Source organism: Ralstonia sp. SET104, from assembly GCF_003851545.1.
Classification (GTDB): Bacteria; Pseudomonadota; Gammaproteobacteria; order Burkholderiales; family Burkholderiaceae; genus Ralstonia.
On sequence record NZ_BHVX01000026.1, the window covers coordinates 1 to 14,879 of the forward strand.

Sequence of the window (14,879 nt, forward strand, 5' to 3'; positions counted from 1 at the left end):
TCGAGCACGTCACCACGGCCGCGCCGGTCGAGCCGCAGGCTCAGGCCGGCAGCAAGGCCGCTGTGCCGGTACAGGAGGCCGCAGCGAGCTTGAGCGCGCAGCGCGTGGCTGAGCGCTTCCGCGCCGATGATGAGCCGGCGAAGGATTTACCGAAGACGGAAGCCCGCAAGGTGGATCTGGATGACGAGGCCGAGCACGCCCAGGACCAAGAGGGAGGGGAGGGTGGCGAAGGCCAGGGCAATGCCCAACAAGAGCCCGCGATGGATGGGCAGGACCAGCAAGAACCTGCCAAGCAAGAGGGGCTTGCGGATGACTACGCGGACGACTACGGCCTTTGAGGTGAAGTGATCGGCTTACGAGCGCAGCCCCACTAAAAGAAGCTCGAATTGTGCCGATGAAAACAGGTTAAGGATGGCGGTCACTCGTCGTCAGTAGATGGCGACGGTTCTCGGGGCGGCTTGGCGCGCTGGATAAGCCGACGCAGCCATTCAATGCCGTGCTCATCTACCTTGGCCCACTGGGCAGCAGTCAGCCGGATAGAACGCAGCTCAAGGCGTTCTTCAGGCGGGATTGGGGGTCTTCCCCGTGGTCGTTTGGTTGGTTCCATAGAGCGCATTCTACAACTTCTTTTGTGTAGCACAAAAATAGCTTGCGATTAGCTATTTTGTGTAGCACACTAAATGGAAGTCGCGGAGGAATGACGCCGTGCCGAAACTGACTATTTCCAGTGCGAAGAAAATCTCTATGAATCAATCGCTCACCCAGCCAGATCCGTTCGAGCGTCACCGCGCTTTCCGCGATGCTATGCATGGGCAGATCCCGCCCCAGCTCCTTGAGCTGGCTTTGACGGACGACTTTGAACCGACCCGACTCCTTGCTCTGCGATTCGCTGGCCAAGTGGAATTCACGCCGGCACAAAAGGTGCGGGCAATGACAGACGATGCCGACAAGGTACGGGCTGCAGCAATTCAGTGCTTTGGCCACGAGCTGCCGCCCGAGGAGCACGCGAAAACGCTGTTCGATTCCAGCGAACTGGTCCGGCGCAATGCCGTCTGTGTCCGTCCCCTGACGGACCGCCAACGGATCGCCATGCTGGCCGATCCGTCTTCCGCCGTGCGCGCCCAGGTTGTCAGCCTTGGGCACTTGACGCCGGCGCAACACGATGAGGCTTTGGTCGATCCTGATTGGTTGGTCCGGGCCCGTGCCGTTGAACTCGGCGGCCTCACCAAGTCCCAGCTCGATAGGGCCATGCTCGATGAGTCTCGCCAAGTGCGGGAAGCGGCGGAGGCGCAAGGCGGCAAGAAGACCATTCGCGGAAGTCTGCGCGACCTGCTCTACCGCGCCCGTAACGCGGGCTTGGCCTGATGGAGATCGCCATGGACACTCAGCTTTTGATCGCGCCTGCCGATGCATCAACAAGCCAGTACGCACTGCCAGAGGCAGACCGTCTGGCGATCCTTGCGCAAGCCCCTGCCCGTCACCCGCAACCGTCAGAAGTGACGACTGCCGAAATCGAGCGTCAACGACGCGAGTTCATTTCAATGCATGGATGCGCGTTTGGCACCGTGCCCGCTGTGAATCCCAACGCTAAGCGCGACTGAAAGGTGACCCGAATGGAAGCCCGAGCAATCTTGCGAGACGACATGCCTGGAGGCCGATTTGTGGTCGAGCTGCCTGGTGGAGTGGTCGTCCAATCACCGACAGCCGATGGCCTGATGAAACAGTTGGCCAGCCTGGGAGCTGCGCACGTGCCTGCTGTGTACAAATCCAAGCGCGCACGAGAGCTGGCTCCTGTGCGGCACAGGGACAGCAACGGGAGGCACCTGTTCACCGACCGGGGCACCATTACGTTTGACCGCGACATTGTTTCTGACGGTGAAATCCTGGCAGCACTCAACTACGCAGCCGACAAATATGGCCAACCTCTGTCGTTGACGGGAGAGTGCAAGGTATTCACGGCAAGGATGGCTCGGGTAGCGACGATGCACGACATTGAGATCGAAAATCCAGAGCTGCAGGATCTGATCGCAGGCATCAAGGCGCAACGCTCAGCCGGAAAAGTCTTGGCGTTTCCTAGGTTGCGACCGTGTTCAAGACTCCCATAGCCAGCCCACCGATTCAACAACAAGTGAGGAATACGATGAAACTCAAGACGCGCATCACAGGCTTCATCACTGCCGCCATCTTTGCCACGCCGGTCTTGGCCGGCAGCGTTGCGGGGACTGGCGGTTCGACCGAGGTTACGCAACTTATCAACATGGTGCAGCTCGTCCAAAGCTACGAGCAGCAAGTGCAGGCTTACGTGCGCCAGGGCGTCCAGGTCGAAGCCGAGCTGAGAAACCTGATCTCCAATCCGACCTCGCTGATGGGTGAGGACGTTGGGAACATGATCAACACCATCGGGAAGATCTACAACGGCGGGCAGTCCATTGGCTACAACCTCGCGCAGATCGACCGGAATTTTTCGCGGACGTTCAAGAGTCCCCAGGCCGACAATTTCGCCAAGATGTTCACCTCCTGGCATCAGACCAACACGGACACGCTCCAGTCTGCGCTCCGCGCCATTGGCACGCAGCGCGACCAATACGCATCCAGCCAGGCGGCCCTGACCGACCTCTACAACCGCAGCCAATCCACCAACGGCAATCTCGACGCCCTGCAAACGCTCTCACAGATCAACATCCGCCAGATCCAGGAGTTGCAGTCTTTGAAAGAGCTGATGGCGACGCAAGCGACGGCCGCGACGACCTACATGGCGGCACGGTCGGCGAGGGATCAAGCCAACGACAAGGCCAACGATGATCTTCAAAACCTCTTGTCCAACAAGATTCCGCAGTGGCAGAACAGCGCGCCGCAGCAATTCAACAAGTTCAATTTCTACAAGAGTTACAACTGATCGAAGGGCGCAAACATGAAGAAAATCGTCGGAATTTTTGCAGCACTCATTGCGGCACTCATCCTTGCTGCATGCGGCAACGGCAAATCGATTGAAGGGACCTATATCAGCAATATGACCGGGGACAAATACACCTTTGGCCGTGACGGCACGTTTGTGCATGCGAACGCCAGCCACACCTTCCCCAGCCAAAAATACGCCATCGAAGGCGACGACATCCTGATCGACGGCTCGCACATCGGCAATCTCAAGATCCTGTCCAACGGAAATATCTCGTCTGCTGCAGGTCTTCTGGAGAAACAGCGATGAAAATCAATCGTTGCCTCTTAGCCGGCGCACTGCTCCTGCTTTCAGGGGCTGCGCTGGCTCAGACTCCACCGGACATGGCAAGCGTCCAGGAAATTGTCACGAACGCCCTGAAAGCGTCGGCCGTCAATCTGATTGAGCCCAAAGTAATGGGATGGCTTGGGGCGCTTGTGACACTCCAATTCGTCATCAGCAACATCCGAATGCTTTTGCAGGGCGCCGATCTGGACAAGGCGTTGGGAAAACTTGTCATAGCCGTTTCCTGGGCGGGCGTGTACCTCACTGCGGTAAGGTATGGCCCCGGGTTCATCGACAGCGTTGGCAGCGATCTATTGAGTCATTTTTTGTCGGACGTGCCAAGCGCGACTGCCGTGATCACCGCAGTTGTGCCAGTGGCCACGACCCTACTTGCCGCCGCTGGCACTGTGAGCGCAGTCAACAATGCGCTTGCCAGCATTCTAGTCGGGGCGTTTTGGGTTGTAGCCGGTGGTGGCGTTTATCTGGCCTTCAAAGTCTTCATGTTTTACCTGGAGCTTGGGATGATCGTTTTGCTTTCCCCGATGAGCTTCGCGTTGTTAGGGCTTGATAGCTTCAAGGAGCAAGGATATGCGCCGTTCAAATCGCTCGTTTCGCTTGTCTATCGAGGGGTGCTGTTCGGCTGCATCTTCGGTGCATTCCAACAAGTCACAAACGCCATGGCGAGCGCGTTTAATGCAATCAATTGGATGGACATTACAAGCGTTGGTACCAACGCCTCGACAGCAATAAAGTGTCTGTTCGCCTATCCAGTCCTCCTGTTCTTGGCGTTCAAATCCGACTCGATTGCCGCAACTTTGGCTGGTGGATCGTCGTCGCTCGGCACTGGAGACGTTGGGCAGGCAATCGCGGCCGGCGCGGCTGCGGGTGCTGCGGCCGGCGCGGCCGGATCGGCTACCACTGATGCGGCGGGCAAGGCTCCTAAGTCCATGGCGAACTTCATGGACAAGATGGCAGCGAAGATGGGCGGGGGCTCGATCTCGAATGCTTCCGCTATGGGCAGTGGTGGTGGTGACCCGCCTACATTTAACGCGCCCAAGCCGGCCTTGTCTGCCGGCGCCCCTGCCGGAGGTAGTGCGTCGGCACCGCAGCCACCCAGCAGGCCGCAAAGCGGGGCCGCTTCGAGTCCATCCAGCAGCAACGTCGCCTCTGGGCGATACGGGGCTGATTTGTCAGGTGCAGAAAGCGGCCTGAACGATGCTCCAAACGCGCAGAGTGCGGAAAAAGGTGCCGCAACGGAGGGGACAAGCAGCTCCACCGCCGCGACTGCTGGCCAGGCGCCGGCCAGCGCGCAGGGCATGGAGGGTGCTGCAACCATTGGTGGCGCTCAAGATGCTGGCAACACCGGGTCTGAGTCACGGAGGTTGGTAGAGGTCCTAGACAAGCTGGCGAGCAACATCGGCCAGCCGCCCCAGCCGCCGAAGAAGCCGACGCTGGGCGAGCGCCTGGGCGAAGCCAACCGCCATCTGCAACAAGAGCAGGCTGAGACGCGCATCGCGATGAGTGCGCATGCCCACGACTGAGACCCAAGCGTTGAACATGGAGCCCGGCCACGCGCCGGGCTTCTTTTTATTTGGGACTGCAAAAGAAGGGGTAATCGTACTTTTCCTGCAAAATCTGGCGGTTTCCAAGCAAAGCCTTTGTTTATAAGGCTCCTCGCCCCCTGTAGACAACTGTCTGCTGCCCTCAGGTGACTTCAGGAGTACGATGTGCGCCCGCGATTTCGGATCGCGTCACCTGGATAGGGGTGGAAAATGCCGGGCTTGGAATTTCGCTATGTGGGAAAGGACTCCCTGCCCACTCGCCTGTCAGAGTTCGATGTCGACCATTATTTCGCGCTGACCGACAGCGACGTTGCGGCGATCAACCAGAAATTCCGGCGTGATGGGCGAGCCGGCGCGGCCATCCAATTGGTCTTCCTTCGCGCCAGCGGTCACACCCTCGATCAACTCAATACCCTTCCCCGGCAGTTGCTGCGCTACATCGGCGCAAGGCTAGGCACGCCGACGCCAACCATCGCTTCGCTGCGCACGATTTATCAGCGCTACAAGACCCTCTATGAGCATCAGGTTTGGGCTTGCGACTATCTTGGCCTGAGTCGGCTTGATGGAGACCAGTGGACTGGGCTGGAAGCCTGGATGCGCCAGGACGCCACCGAATCGCTGACGATCGATGATCTGCTCCAGCACGCCCACTTCTGGCTGTACGAGCGAAGGATTCTGATTCCTTCCACGCGCGCACTGCACGATCTGGCGCGTTCCATTTGGGCTGGCATCGAGCGCGAATTGCTGGCCATGATTGAAGCGATTGTCCCGTTGGACCAGCTAGCGCGTGCCGAAACCGCAGTGTTTGCCCAGCACGCGGCATCGGGCACGACCGCGCTGGAATGGCTCAAAACCCCACCGGCTCGGCACAGCCCGTCGACGATGGGCGAGACGCTGGCCAAGATCCGCTTCCTCAAGGATCTTGGTGCCCATACTTGGGCGTTCGATGCCGTCCCCATTGAGAAGCAACGCGCGTACGGCCAGCGCATCCAGGCCCGCCGCCCCGCCAAGGTTCGCGAGCTGAAGACCTCCACCCGCACGATCGAATTGGTGTTCTTCCTGCGCGTGACCTTGCTGGAGCTGACGGACGCGATGGCCTACCAATCTGGGCGGCGCGTTTCTGACTTGGTCCGGCGGGCTTACAACAAGACCACGGCGAAACAGGTTCGCTCAGCGATCGAATACCGGCAGCAACTGGTCGAAATTAAAGCGCTGGTTGTCGACAGCCGCCGCTCGGCGGAAGACCGGCTGGCCGACATCGGCAAATTGCTGGAGGGCTTCTCGACCAAGCCCTCGGCAAGCCACGCCGCCAGCGTGCGAGAAACGCTCACGGAAGACCCACACCGTATCCGCAATCTCCTGACTGCCCTACGGGGATTGGAATTCGCCAGCAACGGTACGGATCCGGCGATGCGGCAACTTGAGCTCATCGGCAGCCTGCACGACCGAGGCGCAACGGAGCTACCGACTGATTGCGATGTGCCAGTGAGCGCCAGTTGGCGTGACCTGGTCAATAGCGAAGATCGCGAGCGCGCGTTGCGCGCCCTGGAAGCGAGCGCGATGATGGGCTTGCGCAGAGGACTGCGCCGCGGCACGGTGTGGATCAATCACAGCCTGTCGTTTCGGGAACGCGACCAGTTGTTGATCCCGCCGGCGCAGTGGGACGCCGAACGTGACCGTTACCTGTCCTCGCTCGGCTTGCCGAACCAGGCGGACACCTACCTCAATCGTCTGACGGATCATCTGAAGGCCAGTCTTGCTGCACTGGACGAGGCTCGCGAAGCCGGCCACTTCACGATCGATGCGAACGGCGTGTTGCATCAGTCGCCGCTCGAAGCGGCTGACACCGACAGCATCCCCACGCGTACTCGGGACCTGCTCTTCAAGGTTATCGGCAACGCGCAGTTTGCCGACATGATGCTGGAGATGGATGCGCGCGGCAATTTCAGCGAAGTGCTGCTGGCCCGCAAAGCGAGGGACGCGCACGAGTTGATCGCGCTCTACGCCGCGCTGATCGCCCATGGCACCGAACTCGATGCCAAGGGTGTTGCGGCCATGATTCCGCAACTGGATGCCGCGCACGTCTCAACCGCGATGCGTGCGCTCGAAATGCCCGGGCGGCTGCGCCGCGCGAATGAACGGGTGGTGGAATTCCAGCGCACGCACCCGATCACCGAACTGTGGGGGACGGGCCAACTGGCATCGAGCGACTCGATGAGCCTGGATGCCTCCCCGCATCTGTTCTATGCCCGTGCCGATCCGCGTCGCCGCACCCACGCTGTCGGGATCTATACGCACGTGCTGGACCAGCACGGGATCGTCTACAGCCAGCCGATGGTGCTCAACGAGCGCCAGACTGGCGTCGCGATCGAAGGCGTTATGCGCCATAACGAGACCCGCACAGATGGCGGGTTGCTCCGCCTTGCCGTGGATACTCATGGATACACGAACGTGGGGATGGCGGTGTCCAAATTGAGCGGCTTTGACCTCTGCCCATGGCTGCGCAACTTGTCGGAGCGCAAGCTCTACTTGCCGCGCGGCCTGCACGTGCCCGACGGACTGGCGAGCGCTGTCTCGCATGACATCTCGCTCAAGGCGATCCGCGAAGGCTGGGATGGCTTGCTGCGCCTGGTGGCATCCATTCACTCTGGGCGCGTGAGCGCAATCGTGGCATTGCAGCGCTTCGGCAGTGCCGCGCAAGGCGACCCGATCCACCGCGCAGCCGATCACCTGGGCAAGCTGCTGCGCACGCTGTTTCTGTGCGATTTCTTCAGCAACACCGAGTTTCGCCGGGAATTGCGCACGCTGCTCAACCGGGGCGAATCGGTACACCAACTCCAGCGGGCCATCTACTCCAGCAGGATGCAGCACGATCGTGGGCGGCGTCAGGACGAGATGATGGCGATTTCCGGGTCGCTGACGCTGCTGACGAACCTGGTGATTGGCTGGAACACCCAGCGCATGCAAATCACGGTCGATGCCTGGCGCAGCAAGGGACAGCGGATCAACGATGACTGGTTGCGTCGCATGGGGCCGGCGCACTTCGCGCACGTGAATTTTCGGGGCATCTTGAGCTTTCCGATACACCTGTACCAGGACGCGCTACTTGAGGTGCCGCAGCGCCGCGCGGCATCATGACCTCAGCCGACCCAGCCATGGCCATCAATACCGACATCATTGACGAAGTCGTCGTCGCGCTGTTGTTCCTGAACTTGTGCGACAACGGCGGCAATCGCGCCTGGAAGAGCCTGGACTGGGCGGCACTGAACCGCCTGCACGACAAGGGGCTGATCAGTAATCCAGTGAGCCGGGCGAAGTCGGTGACGCTGACCGAAGCCGGCCGGCGCGAGGCCGAGCGGCTCTTCACGCAATACTTTGTGCGCTCCGACGGGAATCCACCGGACCCCAAGCATGCCTGATCAACCCCAATAGGTGTCCGTCAGCGGATCGTGCAGCGTCACCTCGACGAAGCAGTTGCAGAGGTCCGCTTGGTCGTGCATGTCCGCAAGCAGCTCCTCGATGGCTCGCTCCAGCTCAGGCCCGGCGGCGAACGGCATGACGATTTCGTAGCGGGGGCGTCGCTTCTCGGACACGCGCATCTGGTACTGGGACAGGCAGAATTGCTCGATCCATCGGCATGCTTTGGACATGCCGCGTACGAATTTGCTGTTGCGCTCGATGTACAGATCCACCCTCAACCGCGTTTCATGCACGGGCTTTGACGCAACCGGGAGAGGCAACGCAGGTGGCGCAGACGGCGGGTTGGCGGGTGACTGTGGCGCTGGCGCCGTCGGCGGTACTGACGACAGCGCCGTTTCGATCCGATGCTGTGCGAATGGGTCGGCCGCGTCGATGTAGCGCATGGCCGAACGCACGTCCTTCCAGCCAACATACTCCATCAGCATCTTGAGATCCCACTGGTTCCCATTGGCCCAGGTGGCGAAGCCTCGCCGCAGCGAGTGACTGCTATAGCTACCCGCCTGCGGCAGCCCTGCGTCACGAAACAGCGAACGCAGCAATGGCACGATGCTGCTGGCCTGCAACCCGTCGTCGGCCATCCGGCCCCAGCGATCGATCCGGCGAAACACGGGGCCGTCGGCCAATCCGGAGGCGCCCAGCCAGGCTTCGTAGGCGGCGACCGGACACAAGCGCGACAAGGCCGGTGCCTTGTGGGTGGTGCCAACGTGGTTGCGGTCCGTCTTGGTGCGCGGCAGGAAGATCGTCATGCCCCGGTCGGGCTCGACTGTGATGTGCTCGATCTGCAGCCGGCTCAGTTCGTCGGAGCGGGAGCCCCGCCAGAAGCCGATCAGCACCAGCGCCTTGTTGCGTGTGTGGGCCTGGAGTCGGCGAGAGTCTCCCGCCATCGAGGCCGCCGCACTGTGGGCATCCAGCCACGCGACCAAGCGCTCCAGTTGGGCAAGCTGCAGCGGCTTGGCGCGTCGTTCCTGCGCCGGGTGCAGCGCCTGGATGCCCTTGAGCACCTTCCGCACGTGGGGTGCCCTTGTCGGGTCGGGGAAGCCCTGCGAGACATGCCATTGCGCGATTGCGGCCAAACGCTGGCGCAGCGTGTTGACGGAAAGCGACTGTGCGTGCTCGGCCAAGTAGCGTGCGACGCTATCGGCGCTCGCCGGCAGGAAGCCGCCCCATTTGATCTCGAAATGCCGGATCGCTGATTGGTAACTGCGCCGCGTGTTGTCGCGAGTGGCAGCTTCCAGATAGCGGTCGACGTCGTGCATGGCCTTGGGCAGTGTCGGGGCGAAGGCGTATTGTCGCGCGTTTTCTTGATCGCCGAGTGCTCGGTTGGCCCTCCATCATCATGCCAGTCGCGTTATCTAACGCATCAAACAGGTTCGTCGTGCCGTGGCGCATATCGTCGCGGGTGCGCCGCTCGGGGCTGCCGGGCGGCAGCGGCAGTGCCCCTACGAAGCCTTCGCGCAAGCGAGTCCGCATCGGGTGACCGCCGAATTTCGCACGATTCGAACGACTACCCCATGGGGACGTCGATCTATTTCGCAATAGATTGCAAGAAGCGTGGGAAGTCCACACTATCCAACCCCAGGTCCGTCCCTTTGAGAAGCGAAGCGGAGGTTTGGGCCAACGCCGTCGAAGCGGAAATGAACCAAGGTACGTTCGTCGATCGGTCGAAGCACGAGCAAACGATCTTCGGCGAGTTGCCTGAGCGCTACGTGCGGGAAGAAGCGCCCAAAAAGCGAGGTTGGGAAACCGAACGCCCCCCGCGTTTCACCGGTGAATCAGACTTTCGACTCTGTGTTCCTTTGTTCTGCGTCCTTCATCCGGCGGATATCGCTTTGTCGCCGCAGTGACAGAATTCTTGTACGAGGCGCAAGCTATTGCCGCGCGTCGTGGGGAATGGGAGCGACCTGCTCAGTCGGCATTGTTCGCACGATGTGGTCCTTTGGCGTCAGGCGGAAATCGAATTTGACGACAAAGGTTCCTGAGTGCCGTGGCGCTGGCGGGCAAGCACGAATCACAAAAAAAGAGCGCCTTGCAAGGCGGACAGTTGCCATGTTGACTTCAGGGAATCTGCCAAGTCCGGTGACGCACGTGTCGCCACCGACCCTCACACTTGCCGATCAGGTGCATTGTCGCCGACCGTCAGTCCCGTTGCTATCCTCGTCCACGAACGACAGCAGCATCGAGTTGCCAACGTATCGCTTCGCTTGGTGGTTGCGACGGTGCTGCTCTGAGCCTGCATGGGGCAAGCCTGAATCGCAACAGGGAGTGCTGCCAGCCAGGCTCGATGAGCTTGGGCATCGCGCCGAACTGTTTTTAAGAGGGGGGCGCCGGGAACACCGACGAATTCGAAAAGCTCAACACGGCGTCGCGGTTGTTGAATTCGCGCTGCTGTTACCCGTGCTGCTGTTGCTCGTATTCGGCATCATCGAGTTCGGCCTCGCGATGTATGACAAAGCCGTCATCACGAACGCTAGCCGCGAAGCGGCACGAGCAGGTGTGGTCCTGAAGAACCCCAAAATGAGCACCTCCCAGATTCAAGACGTGGCGCTCAATTATTGCCAGAACTATCTGGTCACCCTGGGCAACTCTGCCAAGCCCACGGTTACGGTGCCGTCCGGCCAGGGTGGCAGCTTTGGCACCCCGCTTACCGTGACGGTCTCGTACAACTACTCGGGACTTGCGCTGGGCGCCATGATCAATCCGTTGACCGGGCCGCTGCAGTTGTCTGCTACCGCGGTCATGAACAACGAATAAAGGGGCAGGCCATGAAACATGTTCGCTTCAACATCTCGTGGCCGCTACATGCCCGTCGGATACCGAAATACCGTGACTGCCGATCGGTGAGGTGCCAGACGCAGCGGGGAGCCGTGGCTGTCACGGTGGCGGGCGCCATGGTAATGCTGCTAGGCTTCGCCGCGCTGGCGATCGACGTCGGTTATCTCTACATCGTGCGCAATGAACTCCAGAACGCCGCCGACGCTGCCGCGCTGGCAGGAGCCCCCTGCCTATATCAGCGCGCCGAATGCGGCAACCTCAAGGCCACTGCGCCGGATTGGGGAACAGCGCAGCAGCGGGCGGTCCAAGCCGTTTCCTTGAACCAATCCAGTCACACCACACTGCTCGGATATACCACCGATGTGGCCTATGGCTATTGGGACGTCACTGGTAGCGTTGCTGGCCTACAGGCGGTGGCCCCGCCGTCGCCCGCCGTTTCCATGCCGGCGGTGCAAGTCACGGTCAACCGGGCTGGGGCGGAAAACGGCGGCGGCGTGCCAGTGTTTCTGGCAAGGATCTTTGGCGTCAAGACCGTACCGGTGAGCGCGACCGCTGTGGCAGTCATCTCCAGGCCGGGGACGGTCGGTCCGAGTGGCTTGTTCCCGGTTGCCATTACGAAATGCATGTTCGACCAGTATTGGGATTCTGTGAATGGGAAGCCCAAAACGGCGACCAGCACTACGCCGCCGCCTGGCCAAACCGTTCCCCAGGTAGTCGGTCAGCCGTATATCTTCTGGGTGACCTCTTCCTACCACGCGGGCCCTTGTGAAGCCAGTCAATGGACGACCTTCGATACCACGGTCAATAATGTGCCGTATGTGCGAAATCTGATTGCCAATGGCAATCCTGATCCAGCTGCTGTCGGCCAGCCCGCCGGTACTTGCCCCAACCCTGACCCCACGTGCACATATATTCAACCCGGCACAAAGACCACGCTCTACGATTCCGTCAACGCCTGCAGCGCTGCCGGCGATAAGACCTGCGAATACGTCATCCTCCCGGTCGTCCAGGATCTCACGCCCAAAACAATGCAACGAATCCTGGCTTTTGCTTGCGTTCATATCGACAACGCAGTCGGGGGCAGCGGCAAATACATCCAGATGGAGATGAGCAACAATCCTGACAAATGCCAGGCACCGAATTCGGGCGGTGTTGGCCCCAACTATGGTGCGGCCACGCCGGCGCGCTTAGCAGCATAGGTCAAAGCATGCCGGCTATAAGAAGCTAAGAAAATGAGTTCAGTCGTGTCTGAACACCTACCTGCGCACCTTGTTGATCCACGGGGCACGTTCGGCAGTGAGGGCATTCCAGGGCAGGCCCGATCAGAGCGCCAATCCCTGGCTGCAAAAACTCCTGGGACGACCACCCTCAATGTCGCCGCCGTCGCGCTCGCGAACAAGAACGCCCGTATCGTCTGGGCGCTGCTTGCTCGCGACCGGGATTACGAATCCGGCTATGCGCCCACGAAGGCCAGTGCCGCCGCGTAGCCACCGAGTCCCGGATACATGGCTGCAATCCTCCTTTCTCACCGTCGACGATGGGCGAGGCTTGGCAAACCGAGGGCGTCTACGCACGGGCGATCAACAGCCCCCGCGAACCGTTCAGTCCTGACTCCAGGACACCGCACAGGCCATCTCCCGAGGTACGATCATTTGCTCGCTCGTCCGGCTATCTGGTTTCTGTTCGTCACGTCGTGGCTTTGCTACACGCTTCCTTCAGACCCCGCCTCGCGACGACGCCCTTGCGTTTCACTAGTCCTTCGCCCCATCAGGCTGGACAGGGGACTTGCACTCCCAAGCTGTTGCGCATGCTCGGCGCACAAAAAAAAAGCGCTCCCGAAAGAGCGCCTAATTGGGTGGGCGGTGGTGACTCACCGTCCCCCTGCAGAGTATCACCTCTGCTGTCCTCCGTCCCACCGTCGGCGTGACTCCGTGTTGCCCCGGTCCAACACCGGGCGTCCTCAGTGTTCCAAATACTGGCGCTCGTGCCCCAACCAGATCGCCCACGCAGGATTACAGGCAAAGTGGCGCTTCAATCCGAGTTTCGCGCATACAAGCGGACGGCCGACACCGAGCACCTGAACCTCATGTGCTGTACTCGCGCAACGGCCGGTTACTGCATTTGGGGTAATTTTCACGCGCATAACGTTTGCTCGCGGCTGCCCGCATGATGGCGTGTATTTGCCGCCTCAAGATTGGCAGATAATTGCCGCATAAGTAGGTTGGCATGTTGGCCGCGTCACTCGGTCACCGCCAACACAATAATTTTCCAACTCCGGGTGGATGTAATCGTGGCAAGCAAGCCGGCACGTCAGCGCGCGCGAGGCGCGCTCGGTTTTACTCTGATCGAACTGGCGGTCGTTGTCGCGATTGTGGCCATATTGGCGACGATCGCTTACCCAACGTATAGCAATTATCTGGTCAAAGGCAGGCGGTCTGCCGCGCAAGCCGCGCTGCTGGATATCGCGCAGCGTCAGCAGCAATATCTGCTTGATGCCAGAAACTACGCATCGAGCCTGACGGCGCTGAATGTAACGCCTGCGTCTGATGTCTCTGCCTACTACAACATCACCATTGCCGCCAGCGCCGCCGCTGCCGGCACGCCACCCTCTTTTATCGCTACCGCAACGCCAATCGCTGGCAAGCCCCAGGCGGCCGACGTGACCCTGAGCATCAACAATGCAGGTGTGAAGACGCCTGTCAATACTTGGTAGGTGCCCAGCATGGCTACGCGCGGATTCCACAAAGCTGCCCAGCGCCCCTTGTCGCGGCGGAACGCCATGGGGTACACGCTGCCGGAACTGATGACAGCCGTTTCTATCGTCGGCATCCTTGCGGCGATTGGGACTCCCTCGTTCTCTGGCCTGATCGCAAGCCAGCGCGCCAAAGCCGCCGCCTCCGAGTTGTTCGCCACACTGTCCAGGACGCGCAGCGAGGCGATCATGCGCAACATGAGCGTTACCATGTCGCCCAAGTCAGGCGGCTGGCAAAGCGGCTGGCAGATCGTTGATCCAACCAATGCAGCCAACGTGCTCGACGATCACGGCAGTACAAGCAGCACGACGATCAATGGCCCCACCAGCGTCACCTATCGAGCTTCCGGGCGGGTCCAGGCCGCCGCCGCACCATCATTTGTCATTACCGCATCGGGTGGCTCCAGCACTGCATACCAGTGTGTATCGATTGACGTAGGGGGACGTCCATCTATGGTGGAAGCGTCATCATGCTGACATCGGGTCACCTGGCGCATAAGTGCCAGCGAGGCCTCTCCTTGTTGGAGGTGCTCGTGACCATCCTGATCCTGGCGATCGGCCTGCTCGGCCTTGCCGGTTTGCTAAGCAAAGTCTATGTGGCCGAGATGGAGTCGAACCAGCGCGCACAGGCGGTTTTGGTGCTCAGGGAGATGACCGAGCGCATGACCGCCAACCGCGCACAGGCTGCAAGCTACGTAACCGCTAGTCCAATCGGAACGGCTGACAGTCAGCCTACGTCTTGTACGGGTATCGCGGCTGGACCCAACCGCGATCTCTGCGAATGGAGCAATACCCTGAAAGGCGCGGCCGAGAACAATGGATCGGCAAAATCCGGCGCCATGGTGGGGGCGCGTGGCTGCATCACGCAGTTGCAGGCGCCTGATCCGACGCTGGGCATCTGCACGCCTGCCATCTATCAGGTGGCGGTTGCCTGGCAGGGGATGAACCCGACCACCGCACCAGCCATCACGTGTGCCCAGGGACAGTACGGAACTCCCGACACTTCTCGCCGCTTGATTGCGGCGCAGATTTCTGTCGGGTTGCCCTCCTGCTACTGATTTTCCGGTGCCTTCGCCATGCTCCATACAGAGTA

Annotated in this window: 16 protein-coding genes and 1 pseudogene; 16 read left to right on the forward strand and 1 reads right to left on the reverse strand. The window is 60.7% G+C overall.

Annotated features, from left to right (window positions below; all coding sequences use genetic code 11):
- The 9 genes from PSUB009319_RS22975 to PSUB009319_RS21685 all read left to right on the forward strand — a co-directional run.
- A partial coding sequence (locus PSUB009319_RS22975) for a hypothetical protein (protein ID WP_185453523.1) occupies positions 1-338 on the forward strand: 338 nt, incomplete at its 5' end.
- Positions 339-705: 367 nt separating this feature from the next.
- A complete protein-coding gene (locus PSUB009319_RS21650; RefSeq protein WP_124384236.1) occupies positions 706-1,365 on the forward strand; it encodes a hypothetical protein in 660 nt (219 codons plus the stop codon).
- Positions 1,366-1,376: 11 nt separating this feature from the next.
- Positions 1,377-1,601, forward strand: coding sequence for a hypothetical protein (locus tag PSUB009319_RS21655; RefSeq protein WP_124384237.1), 225 nt, complete (start codon positions 1,377-1,379; stop codon positions 1,599-1,601).
- Positions 1,602-1,613: 12 nt separating this feature from the next.
- Positions 1,614-2,105 carry an LPD7 domain-containing protein gene (locus PSUB009319_RS21660; RefSeq protein WP_124384238.1) on the forward strand — a complete coding sequence of 164 codons (492 nt, stop codon included), beginning with the start codon at positions 1,614-1,616 and terminating at the stop codon, positions 2,103-2,105.
- Entirely contained in the window at positions 2,087-2,896 is an 810-nt protein-coding gene (locus PSUB009319_RS21665) for a conjugal transfer protein TrbJ (protein WP_260393107.1), read from the forward strand. Before PSUB009319_RS21660 ends, PSUB009319_RS21665 begins: the two co-directional genes overlap by 19 nt.
- A 15-nt stretch (positions 2,897-2,911) precedes the next feature.
- Positions 2,912-3,205: a hypothetical protein gene (locus PSUB009319_RS21670; RefSeq protein ID WP_124384239.1), complete on the forward strand. Its 294-nt coding sequence runs from the start codon at positions 2,912-2,914 to the stop codon at positions 3,203-3,205.
- Complete coding sequence (locus PSUB009319_RS21675) at positions 3,202-4,761, forward strand: hypothetical protein (protein WP_124384240.1); 1,560 nt, start codon at positions 3,202-3,204, stop codon at positions 4,759-4,761. Before PSUB009319_RS21670 ends, PSUB009319_RS21675 begins: the two co-directional genes overlap by 4 nt.
- A gap of 231 nt (positions 4,762-4,992) precedes the next feature.
- Positions 4,993-7,920 (forward strand): Tn3 family transposase, encoded by a 2,928-nt coding sequence (locus PSUB009319_RS21680; protein WP_124384241.1) that lies wholly within the window; start codon positions 4,993-4,995, stop codon positions 7,918-7,920.
- Positions 7,917-8,201, forward strand: coding sequence for a DUF6429 family protein (locus PSUB009319_RS21685; protein ID WP_374704223.1), 285 nt, complete (start codon positions 7,917-7,919; stop codon positions 8,199-8,201). The genes PSUB009319_RS21680 and PSUB009319_RS21685 overlap by 4 nt, the downstream gene beginning before the upstream one ends.
- On the opposite strand, the gene PSUB009319_RS21690 is transcribed toward PSUB009319_RS21685, so the two are convergent.
- Positions 8,202-9,518, reverse strand: coding sequence for a site-specific integrase (locus PSUB009319_RS21690; protein WP_185453524.1), 1,317 nt, complete (start codon positions 9,516-9,518; stop codon positions 8,202-8,204). It abuts the gene before it with no gap.
- A gap of 255 nt (positions 9,519-9,773) precedes the next feature.
- On the opposite strand from PSUB009319_RS21690, the gene PSUB009319_RS21700 reads away from it, so the two are divergent.
- The 7 genes and pseudogenes from PSUB009319_RS21700 to pilV all read left to right on the forward strand — a co-directional run bounded on the left by PSUB009319_RS21700 (position 9,774) and on the right by pilV (position 14,844).
- The gene (locus PSUB009319_RS21700; protein WP_124384243.1) at positions 9,774-10,106 is read left to right on the forward strand and encodes a hypothetical protein; all 333 of its coding nucleotides are present in this window, start codon (positions 9,774-9,776) and stop codon (positions 10,104-10,106) included.
- 460 nt (positions 10,107-10,566) lie between these two features.
- A complete protein-coding gene (locus tag PSUB009319_RS21705) occupies positions 10,567-11,013 on the forward strand; it encodes a TadE/TadG family type IV pilus assembly protein (RefSeq protein ID WP_374704224.1) in 447 nt (148 codons plus the stop codon).
- Between the two features lie 11 nt (positions 11,014-11,024).
- Positions 11,025-12,233, forward strand: a complete 1,209-nt coding sequence (locus PSUB009319_RS21710; protein WP_124384244.1) for a pilus assembly protein TadG-related protein — start codon at positions 11,025-11,027, stop codon at positions 12,231-12,233.
- A 52-nt stretch (positions 12,234-12,285) separates the two neighbouring features.
- Positions 12,286-12,521 (forward strand): annotated as a pseudogene (locus tag PSUB009319_RS21715) (IS110 family transposase); the annotation flags it as partial.
- Positions 12,522-13,324: 803 nt separating this feature from the next.
- Positions 13,325-13,747, forward strand: coding sequence for a type IV pilin protein (locus PSUB009319_RS21720; RefSeq protein WP_124384245.1), 423 nt, complete (start codon positions 13,325-13,327; stop codon positions 13,745-13,747).
- Between the two features lie 66 nt (positions 13,748-13,813).
- Positions 13,814-14,263 carry a GspH/FimT family pseudopilin gene (locus PSUB009319_RS21725; RefSeq protein ID WP_185453527.1) on the forward strand — a complete coding sequence of 150 codons (450 nt, stop codon included), beginning with the start codon at positions 13,814-13,816 and terminating at the stop codon, positions 14,261-14,263.
- The gene (gene pilV, locus PSUB009319_RS21730; protein ID WP_124384247.1) at positions 14,257-14,844 is read left to right on the forward strand and encodes a type IV pilus modification protein PilV; all 588 of its coding nucleotides are present in this window, start codon (positions 14,257-14,259) and stop codon (positions 14,842-14,844) included. The genes PSUB009319_RS21725 and pilV overlap by 7 nt, the downstream gene beginning before the upstream one ends.
- The last annotated feature ends 35 nt before the right edge of the window (positions 14,845-14,879 follow it).

Bases quoted from the DNA above. Each gene is read 5' to 3' on its own strand.
- PSUB009319_RS21655 (WP_124384237.1), top strand. From the start codon at position 1,377: ATGGACACTCAGCTTTTGATCGCGCCTGCCGATGCATCAACAAGCCAG.
- PSUB009319_RS21660 (WP_124384238.1), top strand. From the start codon at position 1,614: ATGGAAGCCCGAGCAATCTTGCGAGACGACATGCCTGGAGGCCGATTT.
- PSUB009319_RS21670 (WP_124384239.1), top strand. From the start codon at position 2,912: ATGAAGAAAATCGTCGGAATTTTTGCAGCACTCATTGCGGCACTCATC.
- PSUB009319_RS21675 (WP_124384240.1), top strand. From the start codon at position 3,202: ATGAAAATCAATCGTTGCCTCTTAGCCGGCGCACTGCTCCTGCTTTCA.
- PSUB009319_RS21680 (WP_124384241.1), top strand. From the start codon at position 4,993: ATGCCGGGCTTGGAATTTCGCTATGTGGGAAAGGACTCCCTGCCCACT.
- PSUB009319_RS21685 (WP_374704223.1), top strand. From the start codon at position 7,917: ATGACCTCAGCCGACCCAGCCATGGCCATCAATACCGACATCATTGAC.
- PSUB009319_RS21690 (WP_185453524.1), bottom strand. From the start codon at position 9,518: ATGCACGACGTCGACCGCTATCTGGAAGCTGCCACTCGCGACAACACG.
- PSUB009319_RS21700 (WP_124384243.1), top strand. From the start codon at position 9,774: ATGGGGACGTCGATCTATTTCGCAATAGATTGCAAGAAGCGTGGGAAG.
- PSUB009319_RS21710 (WP_124384244.1), top strand. From the start codon at position 11,025: ATGAAACATGTTCGCTTCAACATCTCGTGGCCGCTACATGCCCGTCGG.
- PSUB009319_RS21725 (WP_185453527.1), top strand. From the start codon at position 13,814: ATGGGGTACACGCTGCCGGAACTGATGACAGCCGTTTCTATCGTCGGC.
- pilV (WP_124384247.1), top strand. From the start codon at position 14,257: ATGCTGACATCGGGTCACCTGGCGCATAAGTGCCAGCGAGGCCTCTCC.